At 63.5% G+C, this 23530-nt stretch carries 22 protein-coding genes; 11 read left to right on the top strand and 11 right to left on the bottom strand.

Going from position 1 to position 23530, the window contains the following annotated elements:
- Positions 1-14: 14 nt before the first annotated feature.
- Entirely contained in the window at positions 15-668 is a 654-nt protein-coding gene (locus AAFO90_RS04780) for a TetR/AcrR family transcriptional regulator (RefSeq protein WP_274837599.1), read from the top strand.
- Positions 669-683: 15 nt separating this feature from the next.
- On the opposite strand, the gene AAFO90_RS04775 is transcribed toward AAFO90_RS04780, so the two are convergent.
- Positions 684-1688 (bottom strand): LacI family DNA-binding transcriptional regulator, encoded by a 1005-nt coding sequence (locus AAFO90_RS04775; RefSeq protein ID WP_065272610.1) that lies wholly within the window; start codon positions 1686-1688, stop codon positions 684-686.
- Between the two features lie 187 nt (positions 1689-1875).
- Between AAFO90_RS04775 and gap the strand changes: the two genes are divergently transcribed.
- Positions 1876-2904: a type I glyceraldehyde-3-phosphate dehydrogenase gene (gene gap / locus AAFO90_RS04770; RefSeq protein WP_347508681.1), complete on the top strand. Its 1029-nt coding sequence runs from the start codon at positions 1876-1878 to the stop codon at positions 2902-2904.
- Positions 2905-3010: 106 nt separating this feature from the next.
- Here the strand turns inward: gap and AAFO90_RS04765 are convergent, their stop codons facing one another.
- The 4 genes from AAFO90_RS04765 to AAFO90_RS04750 all read right to left on the bottom strand — a co-directional run bounded on the left by AAFO90_RS04765 (position 3011) and on the right by AAFO90_RS04750 (position 6558).
- Positions 3011-4732, bottom strand: coding sequence for a SulP family inorganic anion transporter (locus AAFO90_RS04765; RefSeq protein WP_347508680.1), 1722 nt, complete (start codon positions 4730-4732; stop codon positions 3011-3013).
- Positions 4733-4807: 75 nt separating this feature from the next.
- Positions 4808-5068 carry a helix-turn-helix domain-containing protein gene (locus AAFO90_RS04760; RefSeq protein WP_274831365.1) on the bottom strand — a complete coding sequence of 87 codons (261 nt, stop codon included), beginning with the start codon at positions 5066-5068 and terminating at the stop codon, positions 4808-4810.
- Positions 5069-5260: 192 nt separating this feature from the next.
- The gene (locus AAFO90_RS04755) at positions 5261-5911 is read right to left on the bottom strand and encodes a ChrR family anti-sigma-E factor (protein ID WP_274831366.1); all 651 of its coding nucleotides are present in this window, start codon (positions 5909-5911) and stop codon (positions 5261-5263) included.
- On the bottom strand, positions 5908-6558 hold the full coding sequence (locus AAFO90_RS04750; protein WP_065272605.1) for a sigma-70 family RNA polymerase sigma factor: 651 nt from the start codon (positions 6556-6558) through the stop codon (positions 5908-5910). Before AAFO90_RS04750 ends, AAFO90_RS04755 begins: the two co-directional genes overlap by 4 nt.
- Before the next feature lie 152 nt (positions 6559-6710).
- On the opposite strand from AAFO90_RS04750, the gene AAFO90_RS04745 reads away from it, so the two are divergent.
- From AAFO90_RS04745 to AAFO90_RS04705, 9 genes are all read left to right on the top strand, one after another.
- Positions 6711-8006, top strand: coding sequence for an FAD-dependent oxidoreductase (locus AAFO90_RS04745; protein WP_065273716.1), 1296 nt, complete (start codon positions 6711-6713; stop codon positions 8004-8006).
- Positions 8003-8770 (top strand): DUF1365 domain-containing protein, encoded by a 768-nt coding sequence (locus AAFO90_RS04740; RefSeq protein ID WP_347508679.1) that lies wholly within the window; start codon positions 8003-8005, stop codon positions 8768-8770. Before AAFO90_RS04745 ends, AAFO90_RS04740 begins: the two co-directional genes overlap by 4 nt.
- Positions 8770-9927 carry a cyclopropane-fatty-acyl-phospholipid synthase family protein gene (locus tag AAFO90_RS04735; protein WP_347508678.1) on the top strand — a complete coding sequence of 386 codons (1158 nt, stop codon included), beginning with the start codon at positions 8770-8772 and terminating at the stop codon, positions 9925-9927. The genes AAFO90_RS04740 and AAFO90_RS04735 overlap by 1 nt, the downstream gene beginning before the upstream one ends.
- Entirely contained in the window at positions 9920-10447 is a 528-nt protein-coding gene (locus AAFO90_RS04730; protein WP_347508677.1) for a chalcone isomerase family protein, read from the top strand. Before AAFO90_RS04735 ends, AAFO90_RS04730 begins: the two co-directional genes overlap by 8 nt.
- On the top strand, positions 10447-11667 hold the full coding sequence (locus AAFO90_RS04725; RefSeq protein WP_347508676.1) for an MFS transporter: 1221 nt from the start codon (positions 10447-10449) through the stop codon (positions 11665-11667). Before AAFO90_RS04730 ends, AAFO90_RS04725 begins: the two co-directional genes overlap by 1 nt.
- On the top strand, positions 11664-12212 hold the full coding sequence (locus AAFO90_RS04720; RefSeq protein ID WP_347508675.1) for a DUF3833 domain-containing protein: 549 nt from the start codon (positions 11664-11666) through the stop codon (positions 12210-12212). Before AAFO90_RS04725 ends, AAFO90_RS04720 begins: the two co-directional genes overlap by 4 nt.
- A gap of 1 nt (position 12213) precedes the next feature.
- Positions 12214-12933 (top strand): SDR family NAD(P)-dependent oxidoreductase, encoded by a 720-nt coding sequence (locus AAFO90_RS04715; protein ID WP_347508674.1) that lies wholly within the window; start codon positions 12214-12216, stop codon positions 12931-12933.
- Between the two features lie 10 nt (positions 12934-12943).
- Positions 12944-13672, top strand: coding sequence for an SDR family NAD(P)-dependent oxidoreductase (locus AAFO90_RS04710; RefSeq protein WP_347508673.1), 729 nt, complete (start codon positions 12944-12946; stop codon positions 13670-13672).
- 146 nt (positions 13673-13818) lie between these two features.
- Entirely contained in the window at positions 13819-15771 is a 1953-nt protein-coding gene (locus AAFO90_RS04705; RefSeq protein ID WP_347508672.1) for a cache domain-containing protein, read from the top strand.
- Positions 15772-15804: 33 nt separating this feature from the next.
- Here AAFO90_RS04705 and AAFO90_RS04700 read toward each other — a convergent pair whose 3' ends face one another.
- The 6 genes from AAFO90_RS04700 to AAFO90_RS04675 form a co-directional block, all read right to left on the bottom strand.
- Complete coding sequence (locus AAFO90_RS04700; RefSeq protein WP_274827663.1) at positions 15805-17166, bottom strand: sigma-54 dependent transcriptional regulator; 1362 nt, start codon at positions 17164-17166, stop codon at positions 15805-15807.
- Entirely contained in the window at positions 17163-17288 is a 126-nt protein-coding gene (locus AAFO90_RS04695; protein ID WP_257784210.1) for a hypothetical protein, read from the bottom strand. Before AAFO90_RS04695 ends, AAFO90_RS04700 begins: the two co-directional genes overlap by 4 nt.
- Before the next feature lie 4 nt (positions 17289-17292).
- Positions 17293-18594, bottom strand: a complete 1302-nt coding sequence (locus AAFO90_RS04690; protein WP_347508670.1) for a c-type cytochrome — start codon at positions 18592-18594, stop codon at positions 17293-17295.
- Positions 18595-18615: 21 nt separating this feature from the next.
- A complete protein-coding gene (locus tag AAFO90_RS04685; RefSeq protein WP_347508669.1) occupies positions 18616-19836 on the bottom strand; it encodes a formate dehydrogenase subunit gamma in 1221 nt (406 codons plus the stop codon).
- Positions 19837-19933: 97 nt separating this feature from the next.
- Positions 19934-20527 (bottom strand): formate dehydrogenase FDH3 subunit beta, encoded by a 594-nt coding sequence (fdh3B, locus tag AAFO90_RS04680; RefSeq protein WP_065272593.1) that lies wholly within the window; start codon positions 20525-20527, stop codon positions 19934-19936.
- Positions 20528-20539: 12 nt separating this feature from the next.
- Positions 20540-23434: a formate dehydrogenase subunit alpha gene (locus AAFO90_RS04675; RefSeq protein ID WP_065272592.1), complete on the bottom strand. Its 2895-nt coding sequence runs from the start codon at positions 23432-23434 to the stop codon at positions 20540-20542.
- Between the last annotated feature and the right edge of the window lie 96 nt (positions 23435-23530).

Below are 23530 nucleotides of genomic sequence, written 5' to 3'. Positions count from 1 at the left end.
AACGGGAGCTTTTCGTGGAAAAACAACGCAAACGCGCCCCTTCGGCGCGGTCACTGCAAACCAAGGCGCGGATCCTGGACGCCGCCGAAGCGCTTTTTGCCGAGCGCGGATTCGAAGGCGCCTCGCTGCGCGATATCGCAGCGCTAGCCGGAGTACAGGTCGGGCTGGTGCACCATCACGGTGGCGGCAAGGAAGAGCTGTTTCACCAGACCGTCACCCGCCGTGCCGATGAACTGGCCGACGTGCGTCTGGCAGGGCTGGAACGCCTCAGGGCCGAAGGTGCCCTGTCGCTGCGCGGCCTGTTGGATGTCTTTATGCGGGCTTACGTGACGCTGGCACGCACCGGCGGCCCCCATTGGCAGCACTATGGCCGCCTGGTGGCGCATGTGTCCGCTGATCCACGTTGGCGGCCGCTGGCGGCGCAGTGTTTCGACCCCACGGCCAACCGGTTTATCGAGGAGATTCTGGCGCTTTATCCGCAGGCTGAACGTCAGGCCGCCGCCACCGGTCAGGTTTATTCCGTGGCTGCGATGCTCGCCTTTCTCAACACCGGCTGGCGGATCGAGGCGCTGAGCCCCGGCGCCGCCGAAGCGCAGGTCGACCAGCTGATCGCCTTTTGCACCGCCGGAATGGAGGCGATCCTGACAGCGGACCCCATCCAACCGTAAGACGGATAGGCAGAGCTAGAGCGACCGCCCCAGGCTGATGGTCGGGCTCAGCTGCACGCAAACGGGCGGCGTTGGCTGATCCGCCTCCCGCGTCTCAAGCACGATGCGCGCGGCGCGTTCGCCGATCTCGCGGCGGCAGGCATCAGTGGTGGCCAGTTCCTGCGGAAGTCCTTGCAGGATCTGCAGGTTATTGAACCCCGCCAGCGCCACGTCGCCGGGCACCGACAGCCCCTCGGCCTGGCAATGCATCAGACCGCCGACGCTCATCACGTCGCTGGAATAATAGATGCACTCCAGTTCCGGCGTGCGCTCCAGCATCTGCGCGGTCAGCTGACGCCCGGTCTGGATCGAGCTTTCGCCAGCATAATGTTCGCGGTCCATCAGCGTGACACCCTGCTCTGCCAATCCTTCGACAAAGCCGTCAAAACGTTTACGGGCGCGGAAATCCTGCGGCATCTTGGTGCCGATAAAGCCGATCTGCCGATAACCCTGCGACAGGATCTGCGCCGCCATGTCGCGTCCCGCCTGCAGATGGGAAATGCCGACGCAGTGGCGCACCGGGGTGCCATCCACATCCATCACCTCCACCACCGGGCAATCCGCCTGCTCGAGCATGCGCCGGGTGGCCTCAGTGTGCTCCAGCCCCGCCACGATCAACCCCGAGGGACGCCAGCTCAGCATTTCGCGAATCACGGCCTCTTCTTCATCGAGTTCATAGCCCGATACGCCAACCACCGGTTTCAGCTGCGTTTCCTTCAGCACGTGGGAAATCCCCGACAGCACCTCGGGAAAGACAAAACTGTTCAGCGACGGCACCACCACCGCAACCAGATTGACCGATTGCGAGGACAACGATCCGGCGATGCGATTGGGCACATAGCCGTGGGCACGGGCGATTTCCTCGACCCGCGCGCGGGTTGCCTTGGACACATCCGTGGTCCCGCGCAACGCGCGAGAGGCGGTCATTTCACTGACCCCGGCCAGACGGGCGACGTCCTTGAGCAGCAGCTTCTTTGTCATGCGCGCATGGTTCAGCACTTCGCGCCCAGCCGCAAGAGGCAGCGGGCCGGGATTGACCGATGTTTTCAGGCAGGGTTGATTTACTTGATCGTTATCGATAACGAATACACAAATGTTAGCGCCACCGCTATCGATACGGCAACCAAGGGGCGATTCTAAACACGCCCACTGCACGGAGACAGATGCCATGACCCTCAAGATCGCAATCAACGGATTTGGCCGCATCGGCCGTGGCGTTCTGCGCGCCCTGCTGGAACGCGGCGACACCGACATCGACGTGGTGGCGATCAACGATCTGGCACCCGCCGAAACCCTACTGCATCTACTGAAATACGATTCTGTGCATGGTCGCCTGCGCGCACCTGTCTCTCTCGCGGACGGGATCCTGCGGGTGGGTCGCCACACCATCCGGCTCAGCGCCGAGCGCAACCCGGCGGATCTGCCTTGGGAAGGCGTCGACATCGCCTATGAATGCACCGGCCTGTTCACCAGCCGCGATGCGGCGGCGGCGCATTTGGGCAATGGTTCGAAGCGCGTCCTGATCTCCGCCCCCGGCAAGGAGGTCGACCGCACCGTGGTCTATGGCGTCAACCACATGGATCTGACCGCGGAGGATCTGGTGGTCTCCAACGCCTCCTGCACCACCAACTGCCTGGCGCCGGTAGCGCAGGTGCTGGATCAGGCCTTTGGCATCAAGACTGGCTACATGACCACCATTCACGCCTATACAGGCGACCAGCCGACCCACGACAGCCCGCACAAGGACCCCTATCGTGCCCGCGCTGCGGCCCTGTCGATGATCCCGACCTCCACCGGCGCCGCCCGCGCCATCGCAGAGGTGCTGCCGCATCTGAAAGGACGGCTGGAAGGCTCCGCCATCCGGGTGCCGACACCGAACGTCTCGGTTGTCGATCTCAGCTTTGTGCCCGAGCGCGCTGCCACGGTCGAAGAGGTCAATGACGCCCTGCGCGCAGCCTCGGAGAACGGGCTGGCGGGCATTCTGGCCTATGAAGAGGATCCGATGGTCTCGGTCGATTTCAACCACGACCCGCATTCGTCCTGCTTTGCCGCCGCGCAGACCGCTGTCACCAGCGAAGGGCTGGTGCGGGTGGTCAGCTGGTATGACAACGAATGGGGCTTTTCTAACCGCATGCTGGACACCGGCCGCCACATGGGCCGCCTGATGAAGCCAGAAGAGATGGCGCTCGCCAGCTGAGCGCATAAGACCAAGCAATCACTGACCCACGCGGCAGATCATGGCGGGTGGGATTGCACGGGGGCCGCACGCAGCGGCCCCTTTTTCGTGTTGTATAGACCGCAGATCACCCGGCCTTGCGGGCCTCGTCGGCGGCGCCTGTGATCGTGGCCAGCGCCGCCTCCACGCTGACCGCGTCATGTATCAGCGGGTGGCTCAGCCCATGGGTGGCAAAGACGCGCCGGATATCCAGCCCCGCCCCTGTCAGCCACAGGGCGACGCCTTGCTTTTGCGCCTTATGCGCCAGCCCTTCGATCATATTGGCGCCGGTTGAATCCAGAAACGGCATCGCCGAGAAATCAACGATCAGCGCCTTGTGGCTATCCTGAATGCGGTCCAGCACCGACCCGATCGAGGCGGTGGCACCAAAGAACAGTGCCCCGGTGATGCGGTAGACCACGACATCCGGGTTCGCCGCCTGCTCTTCGTGGTATTCGCCGCGCCCATCCGCGCTATCGGCCTCGTCCCGCCCGACCAATGGCGTATGCCGCGACACCGCCGTTGCCCGGCTCATCCGCTGGATGAACAGCACCGACCCCAGGGCAAGACCGACAACGATGGCCTCGGTCAGATCGCGGAAAATGGTCAGGAAGAAGGTCGCGGCCAGAACCGTCGCCTCACCCCAGCCCGAGCGCAGCAGGATGGCGATCGCAGGCCGTTCGATCATGTTCCACGCCACCACGGCCAACACCCCGGCCAGCCCCGCCAGCGGAATGTAGGAAGCAAGCGGCGCCGCGATCAGCATGAACAGCAGCAGGAAGACCGCGTGCAGCATCCCCGCGATGGGACCATGCGCCCCGGCGCGCACGTTGATCGCAGTGCGGGCAATGGTGCCGGTGACGCAAAAGCCACCAAACAGGGAGGAACCTATATTGGCCGCCCCCTGCGCGACCAACTCGCAATTCGAGCGGTGACGGCGCCCGGTCATGCCATCGGCCACCACTGCCGACAGCAGCGATTCAATGGCCCCTAACAGGGTAAAGGACACCGCAGAGGGCAGCACCGCCAGAATGTGAGCTAGCGACAGATCCGGCAGGCGCGGCGTAGGCAACGAGGCGGGAATGCCGCCGAATTTGGTGCCGATGGTCTGCACCGGCAGTGCCAGAAATGCCGTGGCCGTCGCCGCCAGCGCCACTGCGATCAGCATGCCGGGCCAATGCGGCCGCCAGCGTTTGAGGCCAAGGATCACGGCAACGGTTACAATCGACAGGCCAAGCGCCGCTGGGGTGATGCTGCCCCTCACCTCCCAAAGCGCCGGGAGTTTTTCCAGCAGCTCCCCCGGTTCATGAGGCAAGGTCAGCCCGAACAATTCCTTGATCTGGCTGGCAAAGATGATCACCGCGATCCCGGCGGTGAAGCCCACGGTGACCGGAAAGGGAATGAATTTGATAAAGGTGCCCAGCCGCAGGAACCCCACCGCCAGCAACATCAACCCCGACAGGAAGGTCGCCAGCACCAGCCCCTCGATCCCGTGCTGCGCCACCGTTGCGGCGACCAGAACGATAAAGGCGCCGGCCGGGCCGCCGATCTGGAACCGCGACCCTCCGAGCAACGAGACCAGAAAACCGCCGACAATGGCCGTGTAAAGCCCCTGCGCCGGGGTCGCCCCCGAGGCGATGGCGATGGCCATCGACAGGGGCAGCGCCACGATGGCGACCGTCAGCCCGGCAATGGCATCGCCGCGCAGCCGCGCCAGCCCGTAGCCTTCGCGCAGCACGGTAATCAGTTTCGGGGTAAACAGCTCTGCAAAGCTTGGCGCTTCATGCGCACTGCTGGTCTTGTCTTTCATCTGGGCCGCACCTTTGGTTGGTGTGCGGCGGGATCGTCGGCATAACGTCGGCGGTCGCCGTCGCGGATTTGGATCTTAAGGGGTCTGGGGTGGAGATTTCAGGCGCACACCGCGCCCGCCAGCCGTGCTGGGCACGCCTTCGGCGATCAGCTCGATACCCGCCTGTTCCAGCGCAGTGACCACCTTGGTCAGGCTGTCGACCACGCCCCGGACGTTGCCCGCGCTGGCCTCCATGCGCTGGATCGTCGGCACCGAAAGCCCGGCGCGTTCCGCGAGGGTTTTCTGATCAATACCAAGAAGGGCACGCGCCGCGCGCATCTGGGGGCCGGTAATCATGAAGCATACCTGAAATTACACTATGGGGATTCCATATAGGTATAGTGATATATGAAATATCAAAATCAAAGTCCAGAGGTGTACCTTCACAACAATATGCGTCGCCCTGACTGGTACACGCAAAAAGGGCCACGCGATGCGCGGCCCTTGCCTCAATCCGCCCAACCGAGCGGAGATATCTGATCTGCCCGTCTAGATCCGGAACACCGGTTGCAGCAGACGCGGGATGAAGGAACGGAACCGCAGCGCCGCGTCAGTGGCAGCCAGGCAGATACAGGCTGCGCCCTCTTCGGCCACCGGGGTATGCTCCAGATCGCTGTCTGCAATCTCCACATCGCCAACGCCAAAACGCCCCGTTTCATCGTGGAACGCGCCCTGCAACACCAGCGTCAGCTCCAGCCCGTTGTGGCCATGGTCCGGCACCGCCTGCCCCGAGGGGATATATAGCAATCGCACGCTGCCGCCCTTGCCATGAGACAAGATCGACTGGCGCACCCCCATGCCGAGCGGCTTCCACTTCGGGGGCAGCCCGCCCAGCGCCTCCATCACCGGTCCGGGAAACACACCAGAGCGGTGATAGGCCGGGGGCGCGGGCTCAACAGGGTCATCCAGCGCATCCAGAAGCCGCGCCTTCAGATCCGCCGACACAGCCATTCCGGCTTCGGTGCCGCAGGCATTTTCAAGCATGGCGCCGCCAACCGCCTCATGCGCACCCAGACGGGCGCGGCACTCGTCGCACATAGAGATATGCGCCGCCAGCACCAGCGAGAAAGCCTGTTCCAGGCTCCCCGAGGCATAGGCGATCAGCAGCTCATCAGGGATATGATGGGTGATGCTGCTCATGAGGTTTCAGTTCCCTTCAATTCGTGCCGCAACCGTTCCAGTCCAAGCCGGATGCGGGATTTTATCGTGCCAAGCGGCAGACCCGTTTCAGCGCGGATGTCCGAATGGCTCAGCTCCCCGAGGTAAGCCTTTTCCACCATCTCGCGTTGTGCGGGCTTCAGCCGCTTCAAGGCCTCCCTCAGGCGCGACGTCTCTTGCTCCAGGGCAACGATCTGCGCCGCGTCTTCCTGCACCTCTTCGGGTTGCTTCAACTCTTCGGGTACGGGGCGACGTTCCTTTCGGATCACATCGATCTGACGATTTCGCGCGATTTGGTAAATCCAGGACGACACCTGCGCACGCTGCGGGTCGAACAGGTGTGCCTTGCGCCAGACCGTCAGCATCACGTCCTGCACGATATCCTCGGCCTGACCCTGTGAAATGCCCGAGCGGCAGATCACCCCTTTGAGCCGCGGCGCAAAGTGGTCGAACAGCAAGCCAAAGGCGGCCCGGTCCCGCTGGTCCCGCACCGCAAGCATCCAGAGGGTCTGCTCAGAAAAGCTGTTGGTATCCACTTGTTTCCTTTCCCGCGCATCGGCGGTCACCTCACCTACCGTAACCGGTAGCTCGGGCGCATCAAGAGCGGGATCTGCATCAAGTTCCAACATGCCAGTGTTACGTGGCGCTGCTGCGACTGGATCAAAAGCCACCAGAATTTTTTCTGCGCGAACGCATCGCTTCGATTTCATCCCAAGAAGGCGAAAACTTTTGATCCGGCCAGGGAATGGCGGCGTACTCCCTGAAAAGAAACGGAGAACACATGTCATTTGATGTCCCACCCCTACGTCGCCAGCGCATTGCTATTGTTGGCGGTGGCATTTCTGGTCTCGCCGCCGCCTATCGTTTGGCACCCGGCCATGACGTGACCCTGTTCGAAGCCGCGCCGCGCCTTGGCGGACACGCGCGCACCGTCCAGGCGGGGATGCATGGGACCCAGCCGGTCGATACCGGCTTTATCGTGTTCAACTTTGTCAATTATCCGCATCTGACCGCGATGTTCCGCGATCTGGATGTGCCCATCATCAAAAGCGATATGACCTTTGGCGCCAGCATTGACGACGGCGCCGTAGAATACGGGCTGAAAAGCCTCACATCCCTGTTCGGCCAGCGCCGTAACGTGGCCCGCCCGGCCTTTCACGGCATGGTGCGCGACATCCTGCGCTTTAACGCCCGCGCGGTCGAAACCGCCCGCAGTGACGATGTCACCATCGGTCAGCTGATGGACGAGCTGCGCCTTGGCGACTGGTTCCAGCGCTATTACCTGATGCCGATCTGCGGCGCGATCTGGTCCACCCCGATGGAGGAGATCCGCGGCTTTCCGGCCCGGTCGCTGGTGCAGTTCTTCCGCAATCACGCCTTGCTCAGCGCCACGGGGCAGCACCAGTGGTGGACGGTAAAGGGTGGCAGCATCGAATACGTCCGCAGGCTGGAGGCGCATCTGAAGGCCAATGGCTGCACCCTGCGCCCCGGCACGCCGGTGCAGGCGGTGGATCGCACCGAGGCAGGCGTCACCATCCGCTTGCCTTATGGCGAAACGCAGGAGTTCGATCAGGTCATCATGGCCTGCCATTCCGACGATGCGCTGCGGCTGCTGTCCTCTCCCACCGCGCAGGAAGAGATGATCCTCGGCAATATGCGTTATCAGGATAACGAGGTGATCCTGCACCGCGACGCCGGCCAAATGCCGAAACGGCGCGCCTGCTGGTCCTCCTGGGTCTACAAGGCGGCGGCGCAGGACAGCCGCCCGGCGATCGGCGTGACCTACTGGATGAACCGGCTACAGAATATTCCAGAGAGTGATCCGCTGTTCATCTCGCTGAACCCAGTCAGGCCGGTGCGTGACGAGACGATCTATGACACCAACACCTTCCGCCATCCGGTGTTCGATCAGGCAGCTATCCGCGCCCAGAAACAGATCCACGACATCCAGGGCGACAACAACACCTGGTTCGCGGGCGCATATCTGCGCCACGGGTTCCACGAGGACGGATTTGCCAGCGCGGTGCGCGTCGCCCGCGGCATCGACGCCCGCAGCCTGGCGCAGGTGCTGGCATGAGCGACAGCCCCGCTCCCCTCTGGCCCGACCATATCGCGGGCCACACCAGCCACGCGCGCCGCGGCGGCATCCGCAATGCCTTCCGCTATGGTGTCGATTACGTGCTGATCGACCCGCTGTCAGAGGCGCGGCCGGGGCTGTTCTCGCGCAATGGCTTCAACCTGTCTTCGGTCAATGACCGCAACCATGGCGGCGCGCCGGGCGCGGGGCGCGGCCTGCCTTGGACGCAAGAGGTCTTTGCCGGGGCCGGTCTGGAGCTGGACGGCCTTCAGATTCTGCTGCTGACGCAACCGGGATTCCTGTGGTACACTTTCAACCCAGTCAGCTTCTGGCTGGCGATGGAGGGTGACACGCTGCGGGCGGTGATTGCCGAGGTCTCCAACACCTTTGGCGACCGTCACAGCTACCTGTGCCATCTTGACGGGTTTGCGCCGATTACGGCCGGTGACGAAATCACCGCCAGCAAGATCTTTCACGTCTCGCCCTTCCAGCAGATCGCGGGGGACTACCGGTTCCACTACGATATCCGCCCGGACCGGATCGCCATCCGCATTGCGCTGGAACATGGCGCTGAAGGCGTGATTGCCACCCTGACCGGGCGGCGGCGACAGCTCAGCAACGGCTCGATCCTTCGGGCGGCCCTGCGGCGGCCCTTTGGCGCGTTCCGCACCATCGCCCTGATCCATTGGCAGGCCCTGAAACTGAAACTCAAAGGGGCGCCATACAGATCCCGCCCCCTCCCCCCAAAGCAGGAGGTCAGCTGATGCTTTTCATTACCAACCGTGTAAAACGCGATTTTCTCGACAGCTGCGCCCAGATCCGCAAGGGCAGCCTGCGCCTGACCACCCCGGAAGGCGAAGTGCATGATTTCGGCAGCGGCGCCCCGGCGGCAGACATGGTGCTGTTCGACTGGGCCGCCGTCACCGCCATGGCCGCGCGCGGCGATATCGGGCTGGGCGAAACCTACATCGAAGGCATGTGGGAGACCTCCAGCATCGAAACCCTGATCCAGGTGGCGATCCTGAACCTCGACTATTTGACCGATTTTGCCTACCCGAGCTTCTGGAGCGGGCTGAAGTTCCGCGCCGTCGACAAGATCCTGCGCGCCAATTCGATCCGTGGCTCGGCCCGCAACATCAAAGCGCATTACGACGTCGGGAACGAGTTCTACCAGCTTTGGCTCGATAGCGGCATGACCTATTCCTCTGCTCTGTTTGCCCCCGGCGACAATGATCTGGAGCGCGCCCAGAACCGCAAATACGACCGGGTGCTGAACCGCCTGACACGGGGTGAGCGGGTGCTGGAAATCGGCTGCGGCTGGGGCGGTTTTGCCGAACGCGCCGCCGATGCCGGGCGCGATGTCACCGGGCTGACCATCTCGCCCAGCCAGCACGGCTATGCCGACGCGCGGCTGGACGGGCGCGCGTCAATCGAGCTGTGCGATTACCGCAAATCCACCGGCACTTACGACAATATCGTCTCGATCGAGATGATCGAGGCGGTGGGTGAACGCTACTGGCCCAGCTATTTCCAGACCGTGAAGGCGCGTCTTGCGCAAGGCGGCAAGGCGGTCATTCAGGCGATCACCGTGCAGGACAGCTATTTCGACATCTACCGCAACTCCTCGGATTATATCCGCCAGTACACTTTCCCCGGTGGCATGCTGCTGTCGGATGCGGTGATTGCCCATCAGGCGCGGCAGGCGGGTCTGCAGGTGACGAACTCCTTCGCCTTTGGGCAGGATTACGCCCGCACTTGCCGGACATGGGCCGAGCAGCTGGCGAAACGGGCGCCCCGGATCATGGAGCTGGGCTATGACGCGGCCTTCCTGCGCAACTGGCGCTATTATCTGGAGATCTGTGCCGGCTCCTTTGCCGTGGGCCAGACCGATGTGGTGCAGGTTGAGCTGACCCATGCCTGAGCAACGGTTCCCGCCTCTGGCCGCCGCGCTGTTGATCGCGGCGCTGCTGCTGCCCGGCGCGGCAGCGGCAAACCTGCGCGGCTTTGGCCTGTCGCAGCCGGTTGAGCTGGGCACCGTCATGGTCCGCTGGCTGGGTCTGCCGATCTACCGCGCCAGCCTGCACACAGAGGGGGAGTCCCGGTTTGGCTGGCGCCAGCCGCTGGCCCTGCAGATCGAATATTTCCGCAGCATCTCGCAGGACGATCTGACCAAATCCACTCGCGTCGAGATCCAGCGGATCGAAGGGCCGCGCGCGGACCAGGCCGCGATGATGCAAAAACTTGCCAGCTGTTTTCGCGATGTGGCGCGCGGTGATATCTTCACGGCTGTATCAACCCAGCCAGACAGTCTGGTTCTGCATCTCAACGGGCAGCAGACCTGCGCCATCCGCCACCCGGACCTGCGCAAACGCTTCCTCGGCATCTGGCTTTCGGACAACAGCCGCTCTGCGCGTCTGTCGGCGCGGCTGCGGGGCGATTGATGCACGCAGCCCGGATCAGTCTTTTTGCGCTCATGCTGGCGGCAGCGGGGTTGCCGCTCTATATCCACCTGCCGCGCTATGCCTCGGCAGAGCTGGGTCTGAGCCTTGCCACCCTTGGCGCCATTCTGGCGGTGATCCGGGTGGTGGATTTCGTGCAGGATCCGGCGCTTGGCTGGCTGATCGACCGGTACGAACATGCGCGCGGCGCCTTTGCCGCCCTCGCCTGTCTTGGCATGGCAGCGGGGTTCCTGATGCTCTACACCCTGATACCCGCCGCGGGCGGGCTGGTCTGGCTCATCGCCGCACTGGTGCTGCTGTTCAGCGCCTACAGCCTGGGGACCATCCTGTTTTACGGCCACAGCACCAGCTTGGCGGGGTCGCCCGAGGCGCTGATCCGGCTGGCAGGCTGGCGCGAGGGCGGCACGCTCGCCGGGATCATCCTCGCCGCGCTGGCGCCATCGCTGTTGCAGCAGGCCGGGGCCAATGGTGGCGGATATGCCGCCTTTGGTATCCTGCTAGCCCTGATCTGCGTCGGTGTTTGGGCATTGACCCGCCCGCTGTGGCAGATCCCCAGCAGCCCCGAGGCGCCGGTCACTTGGGCTGCCCTTCGCCGCGCCGGGGGCCTTCGCCTTCTGGTGCTTGCCCTGGTCAACAGCCTGCCTGTGGCGATGACCTCGACCCTGTTTCTGTTCTTTGTCGATGAGAAACTTGCGCTGCCGGACCTCGCCGGGCCGTTCCTGATCCTGTTCTTTCTGTCGGCGGGCCTGTCGGTGCCAATCTGGACCCGGGCCAGCGCTGCCTATGGCGCCCGACAAGTCCTGGTTCCGGCCATGGCCCTAGCCATCCTGTCGTTCAGCGGGGCAGCACTCCTGCCCGCAGGCGCGGCTTGGGCTTTTGCCGCAATCTGCATCGGATCGGGGGCCGCCCTTGGCGCGGACATGGTGATCCTGCCGGTGTTGTTCTCGGCGGCGCTGGCGCGGGCCGGGCTACGCGGCGGGCAGGCCTTTGGCCTTTGGACATTCGCCGCCAAGCTGTCCCTTGCCGCTGCGGCGGTGATCCTGCTGCCCGCGCTGCAACTGAGCGGATTTGAACCCGGCGGCCCCAATGATGCCAGCGCCCTGATGGCGCTGACCCTGGCCTATGCCGTTTTGCCCTGTCTTATCAAACTGCTGGCGATCGCCCTGGTGATGCGCCTGCCACGAGAGGTCTCCTTGTCATGAAACTGGTTCTCCTGCTTCTTGTTGCCGTGCTTGTGCTCGCCCTCTGGCGGCCCGGATTTGGCTTTCGCGCCCAGCGGCTGGCGCATTACGCAGACACCAGCCCCGCCTTTGACATTCAGGAGCGCCTGTCCGGCACACTGATCTCCGAAGGCATGATCTACGGGCCGCGCGGGCGCGTTGTGTCGCGCTTTGTTGCGCGGATGAACGGGGAATGGGACGGCGCCACCGGCACGCTGAGCGAGGATTTCGCCTATGCCAATGGCAGCACCCAGGCGCGCAAATGGTATCTGACCATGGGCGAGGACGGGCATTTCACCGCCACCGCCGACGATATCATCGGCGAGGGCAAGGGGCAGCAGATGGGCGCCACCGTGCGGCTGACCTATCGCATCCGTCTGCCCGAAGATGCCGGCGGCCACGTGCTGGACGTCACCGACTGGATGTATCTGATGGACAACGGCACCATTCTGAACCGCTCCGAAATGCGCAAGTTCGGCATCAAGGTCGCCGAGCTGATCGCCACCATGCGCCCGGCTGAGGGCTAAGATGTTCGAAGGGCAGACCTGGTGGATCGTCGGCGCCAGCGAAGGGCTGGGCCGGGCATTGGCAGAGGCGCTGGACGGCGCGCGTGCGCGGCTGATCCTGTCCGCCCGCAATGCCGGGCGGCTGCAGCACCTTTGCGACGGCCTGTCCAATGCCCGGGCGCTGCCGATGGATGTGACGGACCCGGATGATGTGATCCGGGCCGCGGCGGATCTGGGACCTGTGGACGGTGTGGTCTACTGCGCCGGGGCCTATGATCCGCTCAGCGCGCAGGACTGGCAGCCGGAGGCAGTCGAGACCATGTGCGCGGTCAATTTCACCGGCGCGCTGCGGGTACTGGGGCAGATCATACCGCAGTTTTGCCGCCGGGACAGTGGCCATATCGTGCTGATCGGTTCGCTGGCCGGGTTCACCGGCCTGCCGGGAGCCATCGGATATGGTGCCTCCAAGGCGGCGCTGATGCATCTGGGGGAAAACCTGCAGGCTGATCTGCGCGGCAGCGGCGTGCGGGTGCAGGTGATCAACCCCGGCTTTATCCGCACCCGGCTGACACAGAAGAACGAATTCAAGATGCCGCAGATCCTTGAGCCCGAAGACGCCGCCCGGCGCTGCCTGCGCGCCATGCAGGGGCGGCGCTTCAGCACCAGCTTTCCAGCGCCGTTTTCCTGGGTCTTCACCCTTGGCCGCCTGCTGCCGCGCCGCCTGTTCCTGAAACTGATGTAGCGAGGGATTGATGCCCACACACACGCCCCCGAAACAGGTTGTGATCCTTGGCGCCAGTGGCGGCATCGGCGCGGCGCTGGTGCAGCATTACGCCGCCCAGCCCCATGTCGAAACCGTGCACGCCGTATCCCGTCGAGGGGACACACCCGCCGCCGGGTCGGTGGTGCCTCATGAGGCCGATGTCACCGATGAGGCCAGCCTGATCGCGCTGGCCGACACGCTGGAGGCACCCGATCTGATCATTCTGGCGACCGGGATCCTGTCGGACGGAACCGCGCTGAGACCCGAAAAATCCCTGAAACAGCAAAGCCTGTCTGCCTTCGAACAGGTCTTCGCTGTCAATACCTTTGGCCCGGCCATGGCAGCGCGTCACCTGATCCCGCGTATGCCACGGGACCGGCGCGCCATCTTTGCGGCGCTGTCGGCGCGGGTCGGCTCGATCTCGGACAACGGGCTGGGCGGCTGGCACGCCTATCGCGCCTCCAAGGCGGCGCTGAACATGCTGCTGCGCAACTACGCCATCGAAATGGCGCGGCTCAATCCCGATTTCGTCTGCGCCGGGTTGCACCCCGGCACCGTCGATACGGACCTGTCGCGCCCCTTCAGCCGCGCGGTGCCCGAAGGCAAGCTGTTCACCCCCGCCTACGCAGCGGATTGTCTGGCCGGGGTGATCGCGGGGCTGTCGCCCGAGAACAGCGGCATGGTCTTTGACTGGGCAGGAAAACCCGTTCCGGCGTAAGACAATACTGACGAACAGGGCGGGTCACCGCACCGTGAGCCACGCCATCATCCGGGCACGCCCCCCTTGCCCCGCTGCCCCGTGAGGTGTCACAGTGATGTCGGCATGATCCGGACACCAATCGCCCGGCATGGGAGGGGCACAACTTGAAATCCGTTCGGCTACGCCTGTTGCTGCTGGCGCTGTTACCGCTCAGCGTGCTGATGCCGCTGATGCTTATTCTGGCGATGACACGCTGGAATGCCGATTATGATGCCGTGCTGATTGCCAAGGTCGACAGCGACCTGCGCATCGCCGAGCAATATCTGGGCCACCTGCAGACCGGCACCGCCAACAGCATGCTGAACCTGGCGCAATCCACCGCCTTTCAGGCCGCGCTGAACGATGGGTCCGAGGCGGTGAACCGTCTTCTTGAAAGTCGCAGACAACAGCTGCAGCTGGATTTCCTCGAATATCTGCCGCTTGCCGAACTGGAAGAGCCGCAGCAGAAATGGCCAGTGATCCGCACGGCCGCCACCGGACAGCTGGCCTCGGAGATCGACATTTTCTCGGCCGATGACATGTCGCTCATGTCCCCCGCCCTGCAGAAACGTGCCAGCATCACCCTGATCGAAACCGAGGCCGCCGCGCCGACCACCCGCAAGGTCGAGGATCGCGGCATGGTGGTGCACACCGCCGCCCCGGTGATCATGCCCGGCCATAACGGGGTGCTGCGCGGCGGGCTTCTGCTGAACCGCAACCTCGATTTCATCGATACGCTGAACGCGCTGGTCTATCTCAGCGACGAGGACGGCGGCAACCGGCAGGGCACCGCCACCCTGTTTCTTGAGGACACGCGGGTGTCGACCAATGTGCGCCTGTTCGAAGACGTGCGCGCCCTTGGCACAAGGGTCTCGGCGGTGGTGCGCCGCGTGGTTCTGGAAGAGGGCCGCACCTGGCTGAACCGCGCCTTTGTGGTCAACGACTGGTATATCTCGGGCTATCTGCCGCTGACCGACAGTTTCGGAGAACGGGTCGGGATGCTGTATGTCGGCTTCCTCGAAGCGCCCTATATGGCGGCCAAATCCGAGGCGTACTGGACCATTGTCGGCGCATTCCTGATGGTTCTGGCCCTGTCGGCGCCGCTGTTCCTGTGGCTGGCCAAGGGCATCTTTTCACCGCTGGAGCGGATGACCGTGACCATGAAACGGGTGGAGCGCGGCGATCTGACCGCGCGCAATGGCGATGTCGGCAGCCGCGACGAGATCGGACAGGTGGCATCGCACCTTGATACCCTGCTGGATCAGTTGCAGGACCGCGATCAGAAGCTGCGCGAATGGGCCGGAGAGCTGAACGCCCGCGTCGATCAGCGCACCGCGGAACTGCGGGCCGCGAACCAGAAGCTGGAAGACACCTATAAACAACTGGTGATGAGCGAAAAGCTGGCCTCGATCGGGGAAATCACCGCCGGGGTCGCGCATGAGATCAACAACCCGGTTGCGGTGATCCAGGGCAATGTCGACGTGATGCGGATGACCCTGGGACCGGGCGCGGCAGAGGTGAAAACCGAGCTGGATCTCATCGACAATCAAGTCATGCGGATCGGCGCCATCGTCAGCAAGCTCTTGCAATTCGCCCGGCCTTCAGAATTCGGCACATTCAAGGAAAGCGTCGATATCGCCAATGTGGTCACCGATTGCCTGGTGCTGGTGGATCACGTGCTCAGCAAGCATAACATCGTGGTCGATGGTCATTTCGATGTCGCCCCGGCGGTGCGTATTGACCCCGGTGAGTTGCAGCAGGTGATCATCAATCTGGTGATCAATGCGGCGCAGGCGATGAAGGAAACTGGCACGCTGACCCTGACACTCAAGGCAGAAGAGCGCGATGGCACGCCGGGGGCTTGCCTGACAGTGGCCGATAGCGGCCCGGGCATCAGCGAGGATCACATTTCAGAGGTGTTCAACCCGTTTTACACCACCAAACCGGGCGAAGGCACCGGGCTGGGCCTGTCGATCAGCCAGACCCTGATCCAGCACGCAGGAGGGATCATCACGGTGCGAAACCGCGAGGAGGGCGGCGCCGCCTTTGCGATCTGGCTGCCGGAGCGCCGCGACTGAAACCGCGCTTCCCCGGCTAGTCCTTGAACCTCTTCACACCCCCCAGGAGGCGCATTTTCGGTCGATGGTCTTGCGCGATACGCCGAGGCGACGGGCCGCTTCGGCGCGGTTGCCATCGCAGGCGTCCAGCATGTGCATGATGTGGCGCTGGGTCACCAGATCCAGCGTTTCAATCGCTGCCGGGCCAGTGACCGACCCCTTGCCGGAGAACTCTTCCGGGAACTCACCCAGAATGACCGAGCGTTCGATCAGGTTGCGCAGCTCACGCACGTTGCCGGGCCAGTCGTAGCGGGAAAACTTCAGCAAGGTTTCCTCGTTCAGCTCCAGCGCGGGCATGCCCAGCGTCGCCGAGAATTGCTCCATGAACAGCGCTGCCAGTTCGATTATATCCTCGATCCGCTCGCGCAGCGGGGGCATCTCGATCTTCACCACATTGATGCGATGATACAGATCGGCGCGGAACCGGCCCTCGGCCACGGCCTCTTCGAGATCGGCATTGGTGGCAAAAAGGAACCGCAGGTTCAGCGGGATGTCCCGTTCGGCACCGACGGGGCGCACCCGCTGGTCCTCAAGCACCCGCAACAGCGCCGCCTGCACCTGATCGGGCATCTGCGCCACCTCATCAAGGAACAGCGTGCCGCCATCCGCGTGCAGGAACAACCCGTCTCGGCGTCGGTCCTGTTCGTCCAGAACGCCGAACAGCTCATGCGCGATCCGGTCCGGGGCGATGGCGGCGCAATTGACAGCTACAAACGGCTTCTGCGCCCGATCCGACAGCGAATGCATCGTGCGCGCGGCGATTTCCTTGCCGGTGCCGCTGGCGCCGGTGAACAACACCGGCGTTGGCAGTGGCGCCAGCCGGGTCAGCATCTCGCGCGCCTGGGTGATGGCCGCCGATTTGCCCAGCAGCCGCCCCCGCGCCGCAGACCCTTCGGCCGACAACTCGTGTTTCAGCAGGTAGTTTTCCCGGCGCAGGTATTTGCGGTCCAGCGCCCGCGCCACCGAATTCAGGATCTGATTGGCCCGGAACGGCTTCAGCACGAAATCTGCCACCCCGGCCCGGAGCGCCATGATCGCGGTTTCCAGATCCGCATAGGCAGTCACCAGAATGGTATCGGCAAACAGCCCCACCCGGCGCTGCTCCTGCACCCATTCCAGCCCGGTCTTGCCCGGCATGATATTGTCGAGGATCACCAGATCGAAATGCGACTGATCGAGGATCGCGGAGGCTTCCGCCGCCGAGGCCGCCTGCTCGACCCGCTTGCAACGCGGGCTGAGGATCTTGGTCATGAAATTGCGCATACCCGGTTCGTCATCGATCACCAGGATCGAAGCACCGGCAAGGTTTTCGCCGTATTCATCGCGCGGGACGGCAGAGATGACGGGCTGGTTCAATCCAGGCGCACCGCTTGGCCTGCGAATTTCTCATCCGCGGCAAATCCTGCGCGATCCAGAGCCAGATCCGCTCCTACGGCGATCACGGCAATCGCCGCAAAGCCTGCAAACATCGCTTTCATCCTGTCACTTCTCCGGTTGCGTTGCGTGTTTCAGAAAACCCACCAGGTCCTTGCGGTCCTCGGCGGCGGTGATGCGCTGCATCGGCATTTTCGACCCCGGAATGTAGTGGTCCGGTCCCAGATCGAACAGCGCATCGATCGTGTCGTCGTTCCAGATGATATCAGATCCCTGCAGCACCGGCGAATACCGGTATCCCGGCAGCGTTCCGGCGCGGCGTCCGAACAGCCCGTGCAGGCTGGGTCCGGCCTTGCGGCTCTCGCCGCCGGTCAGCGCGTGGCAGATCGAACATTTGCGCATGAACTGCCGCTCGCCGTTGGGCATGCTGTCGGCCGGACGCAGGAATGTACGCTCCTGCCCCATCGCGGGGTCAAATTCATTCATCAGCGCCACCGGCCAGCCATAGACCACATCATCAAGTCCTCCCGCCCAAATGGTGTTGCCATCCGGCGAAAAGGCAAGGGCCCAGACCGGCCCCTGCCGCGTGGCACGGAAATCGCGGGCGATGCGCCAGCCGTTCCCATCACTGCCAGTGTCGATCATCATGATGTAGCCATGACCATCCCCCACCGCCAATTGGCCGGTGGAGGCGTGATAGGCCATCGCCAGGATCGGGCGACGGTCGAGGGTGAAATCGGCAATCGGGGCGCCGCTCTCCATGTCGATGATGCGGGTTGCCCCGTCCACCGCGCCATAGGCCAGCCAGCCCGCCCGAGTGTCGACGATCAGCCGGTTGACGCCAAATCCCTGCTGCACCAGCGGGCGCGGCGCAGAGCCCGGCTCTGCATCGAACCGCAACACCCCGCCATCCATGGTGGCGGCAAAGAGGCTGCCAGCGGGACCGAAGGCCACGTCATTCACGCCGCTGCCGAGCTTGAGGTTGCGCCCCGCGCCACCCGAAAGCGACCAGAGACCGACGCTGCCGTCCCAGCTCGCCGAGGCAACCGATTGCCCATCGGGTGAGATCGCCAGACCGCGCACCTTGCCCCTGTGCGTGCCCAACAGGCGCGCGCCACCATCCGGCTCCCACAGGCGGACGGTGAAATCATCGCTGCCTGTCACTAGGCGCCCTGCCCCGTCAAAGGCCACCGCCGTCACCGCCGCATCATGACCTTCGAGCCACAGCGGCTGCCGGTCCTGCCACAGGGCCGCGGAATTGTCGAAACTGACACTGGCCACCTGCCCCGAGGGCGCGGTCGCCAGCCCCATCACGGGGCCGCCGTGGCCTTTGAGCGTGGTAAAGCCCTGCGCCGAAACCGCTCCGGCGCAAAGACTTGCAACAAGGCTCAGGCTGGCAAGGAAACGCATGGTGCCGCAGCTCCCCAGAGGCTATTCCGCCGGTGTGGCGCCCTTGGCGCGTCCGGCATCCTTGGCCTTTTCTTCCTCCAGCACCTCGTCCAGCCAGATCGAATGGTGCTGATGGGCCCAGGCCTCATCCACCTCACCCGTTCCCATGGCATCGTAAGCGCCTTCCATCCCGACCGAGCCGATGTAGATATGCGCGATGATGATCGCCATCAGCACAAAGGCCATGATCGCGTGCCAGGCTTGGGCGAACTGCATGTCCTCTTGCGGAGACAACTGCTCCGGCAGGGTGCCAAGCCCGACCCACTGCGGCAGACCGATGTCGTTCAGCACCGCAAATGTCTTGGCAAAGAGCGGCAGCTCATAGGGGAAGAGCAGCGACAGGCCCGAAACCGAAATCGAGGCGCCGAACAGGATCACCGACCAGAAGATCACCTTCTGGCCTGCGTTGAATTTCTTCGCGGGCGGGTGCTTGTTGCCGATGATGCCGCCGAACTGACGGATCCAGACCAGATCGGTGCGGTTTGGAATATTGTGCATCACCCACATCACGAAGACCAATACCAGCGCTACCATGAAGGCCCAAGCGACCGAGTTGTGCAGCCATTTGCCATAGATCAGCAGGAAGGAGTTCAGATCCTTGCCCAGATAGGGCGCGATGAAGGCGCGGCCAAACAGGGTCAGAAGGCCGGTGATCCCCAGCAGGATGAAGGATCCGGCCAATGTCCAATGCGCCATCCGTTCGATGAATTTGAATCGCGTGACGGTGCGGCCGGTCAGCTCTCCGTCGACGGGGATACGTCCGCGCAGCAGGTAAAACACCACCAGCGCCCCAAGGGTGCCCAGCAGCAGCCAGCCGCCGTATTGGCGCAGCGGCCCCTCGCGGAAGGAGAGCCAGGTCATGCCGCCATCCTGCATCAGGACGCTGGCGACCTCGCCACCGGCAGAGACGGTAACCTCGGCCGAACCATAGCGCACCTGGCGCCAGACCTCGGGGTCGGAGACACCGCCAAGGGTGCCAAGTTGTTGGGAAATCCCTGCCGCCGCATCCGGGTCTCCGGTTGCGTCGCGGCGGAAGGAGTCATCCAGTTTCTCGCCGCGTTGCCGGGCGAGGATATCTTCAAGCGTCTGCGCACCACCTGTGGCGCTGCGGTCCGCAGGCGCTGGTACAGCCGCCTCCTGGGCCTGCACCGCGCCAACCAGCAGCGTAAGTTGCAGAACAAATGCGAAAGCCATGCGCAGCATGTGCCACACTCCTTCGGGTTTGTCGTATGTATAACAGATAGGTCAGGATGGCCCGCGCACGGCAGGCCATCCCCAGCTTTACGCTGAAAAGACGGGTTTAGCCGCCCTTTTGCTCGTAAGCCGTGCCCCAGCCCCAAGCACCCGAGCCGAACCCGCGCGCCACGACGCGTTCGCGGTAGACGGCAGACACCACGTCGCCGTCACCGGCGAGCAGCGCCTTGGTCGAGCACATTTCGGCGCAGATGGGCAGCTTGCCCTCGGCGATCCGGTTGCGGCCGTATTTGGAGAACTCCGCGTTGGAGTGGTTCTCCTCCGGGCCACCGGCGCAGAAGGTGCATTTGTCCATCTTGCCACGGCTGCCAAAGTTGCCTGCCTGCGGGTACTGCGGCGCGCCAAAGGGGCACGCGTAGAAGCAGTAGCCACAACCGATGCAGAGGTCCTTGGAGTGCAGAACCACCCCTTCCTCGTTCTGGTAGAAGCAGTCCACCGGGCAAACGGCCATACAGGGCGCGTCCGAACAATGCATACAGGCAACCGAGATCGACCGTTCGCCGGGCTTGCCATCATTGATGGTCACAACGCGGCGGCGGTTGATGCCCCAGGGCACCTCATGCTCGTTCTTACAGGCGGTGACACAGGCGTTACATTCGATGCAGCGTTCGGCATCGCAGAGAAACTTCGCTCTTGCCATTACTCTATCTCCTTACGCTGGCATGATTTTGCAGAGAGTACACTTGGTCTCCTGCATCTGGGTCACACTGTCATACCCGTAGGTCTGAGCCGTGTTGGTGCTTTCGCCCAGCACGTATGGATCAGCGCCATCGGGATATTTGTGCCGCTGGTCCTCGCCCTGGAAATGACCGCCAAAGTGGAACGGCATGAAGGCAACGCCCTCGCCGACCCGTTCGGTGACCATGGCCATGACCTTGACCTTGCCGCCCTCGGGACCTTCGACCCAGCACTGTTCGCCATCCCGCACGCCAAGGTTATTGGCATCGCGCGGGTTGATTTCCACGAACATGTCCTGCTGAAGCTCGGCCAGCCAGGGGTTGGAGCGGGTCTCGTCGCCGCCACCCTCGTATTCGACCAGACGGCCGGATGTGAGGATGATCGGGAAGTCCTGCGAGACATCCTTCTTCTGGATCGAGGCATACATCGTCGGCAGACGATAAAACTTGCGATCCTCGTAGGTCGGATAATCCGCAACCAGATCCCGGCGGTTGGTATAGAGCGGTTCGCGGTGAACCGGCACCGGATCCGGGAAGGTCCACACGACGGCACGGGCCTTGGCGTTGCCGAAGGGCGCGCATTCGTGCTTGATCGCGACCCGCTGGATGCCGCCGGAAAGGTCGGTTTTCCAGTTGGTCTTGGGACCCGCCACAGCATCGATCGCGGCGCGTTCCTCGTCGGTCAGGTCGCTGTCCCAGCCTAGATCCATCAGCATCTGCATGGTGAATTCAGGATAGCCGTCCTGGATTTCAGAGCCCACGGAATAGACGCCTTCGGCCAGCAGGTTGTCACCGTCCCGCTCCACGCCGAAACGGGCGCGGAAGGTGAGACCACCTTCGGAGACCGGTTTGGACATGTCATAAAGGTTCGGCGTGCCCGGGTGGTTCATCTCGGGCGTTCCCCAGCAGGGCCAGGGCAGACCGTAGTAGTCGCCATCGGCCGGGCCACCCACCGCGCGCAGCGTGGTGCGGTCAAAGGTGTGCTGGTTGGCCATGTGCTTCTTCAGCCGTTCCGGGCTTTGACCGGTATAGCCGATGGTCCACAGACCCTTGTTGAACTCGCGGGTGATGCTCTCGATGTTCGGCGTTTCCGCGTCTTCCATCTCGATATTGCGGAACAGCCGATCCGCCCAGCCGAACTTGTTGGCGAATTTCGCCATGATCACGTGATCGGGCAGGCTTTCGAACAGCGGATCCACCACCTTGTCGCGCCACTGGAACGACCGGTTCGACGCGGTCACGGAACCGCGGGTTTCGAACTGGGTACAGGCCGGCAGCAGGTAGACACCGTCTTCGCGGTCATGCAGCACGGCGGAAACGGTGGGATACGGGTCGACAACGACCAGCATGTCCAGCTTTTCCATCGCCGTCTTCATTTCCGTCATCCGGGTCTGCGAGTTGGGCGCGTGGCCCCACAGAACCATGGCCCGAACGTTGTTCGGCTGATCCATGTTTTCCTTGTCTTCAAGGATACCATCGATCCAGCGGCTGACCGGAATACCCGTCAGGTTCTGCAGGCTCTTGTCCTTGCCGTCCGCGCCTTTCAGCGTGTCGAACTGGCCTGCCAGCCATTCGGGATCCTCTTCCCAGACCCGCGCCCAATGCGCCCAGGCGCCTTTGGACAGGCCATAGTAGCCCGGCAGCGTGTGCGACAGAACGCCAAGGTCGGTTGCGCCCTGCACGTTGTCATGGCCGCGGAAGATGTTGGTGCCGCCACCCGATGCACCCATGTTGCCCAGCGCCAGCTGAAGCACGCAGTATGCGCGGGTGTTGTTGTTACCGGTGGTGTGCTGGGTGCCGCCCATACACCAGATCACGGTGCCGGGACGGTTGTTGGCCATGGTGCGCGCAACTCGGCGCAGCTGACTGCCGGGCGTGCCGGTGACGCGCTCGACCTCTTCGGGGGTCCACTTGGCCACTTCTTCGCGAATCTGGTCCATGCCCCAGACACGGGTGCGGATGAACTCTTTGTCTTCCCAGCCGTTTTCGAAGATGTGCCAAAGGATGCCCCAAACCAGCGCCACATCGGTGCCGGGACGGAAGCGCACATATTCGTCGGCATGGGCCGCGGTGCGGGTGAAACGCGGATCGCAGACGATCAGCGGCGCGTTGTTCTGCTCCTTGGCCTTCAGCACGTGCAACAGCGAGACGGGGTGCGCCTCGGCCGGGTTGCCGCCGATGATGAAGATCGCCTTGGAGTTATGGATGTCGTTGTAGCTGTTGGTCATGGCGCCGTAGCCCCATGTGTTCGCAACACCCGCAACGGTGGTGGAGTGACAGATCCGTGCCTGGTGATCCACGTTGTTCGTGCCCCAGTAGGCGGCGAACTTGCGGAACAGGTAGGCCTGTTCGTTGTTATGCTTGGCCGAGCCGAGCCAGTAGACGCTGTCAGGTCCGCTTTCCTCGCGGATCTGCATCATGCCGTCGCCGATCTCGTTGATCGCCTGATCCCAGCTGATGCGTTTCCACTCGCCGTTCTCTTTCTTCATCGGGTACTTGAGACGGCGCTCGCCATGGGCGTGCTCGCGCACCGATGCACCCTTGGCGCAATGGGCGCCGAGGTTGAACGGGCTGTCCCAGCCGGGTTCCTGCCCGACCCAGACACCGTTCTGAACTTCTGCCACGACGGTACAGCCGACCGAGCAGTGGGTGCAGACGGATTTTACGGTTTCAACAGCGCCCGCCGCAGCGGTGGCCGCATTGGCCTGGGTCACCGACCCGCCGGTGGCGCTGATGGCAGCCAGGCCGCCGATGGCCAGGCCGGAGCCGCGCAGAAAGGCGCGGCGGTCGACGGATGTTTCCGCGACGTTGGACAGGATACTGGTCCGCTGGGGGCGTCTCGCAACCCCGTTGGTCTTTTTCCTAAGCATTTAGAACCTCCCTTGCTTGCTTCCTCCTCAGAAAGCGCGCTGGGTTAACGAAAAACCTCTGGCGGTCGGGCGTCACGCAACCAGTTGCCATCGGTC

This window comes from Phaeobacter sp. CAU 1743 (assembly GCF_039839315.1).
In the GTDB taxonomy this organism is placed as follows: domain Bacteria; phylum Pseudomonadota; class Alphaproteobacteria; order Rhodobacterales; family Rhodobacteraceae; genus Phycobacter; species Phycobacter gallaeciensis_A.
Note: the sequence above shows the minus strand (reverse complement) of the source record. Positions and strands in the feature narration are given on the sequence as shown.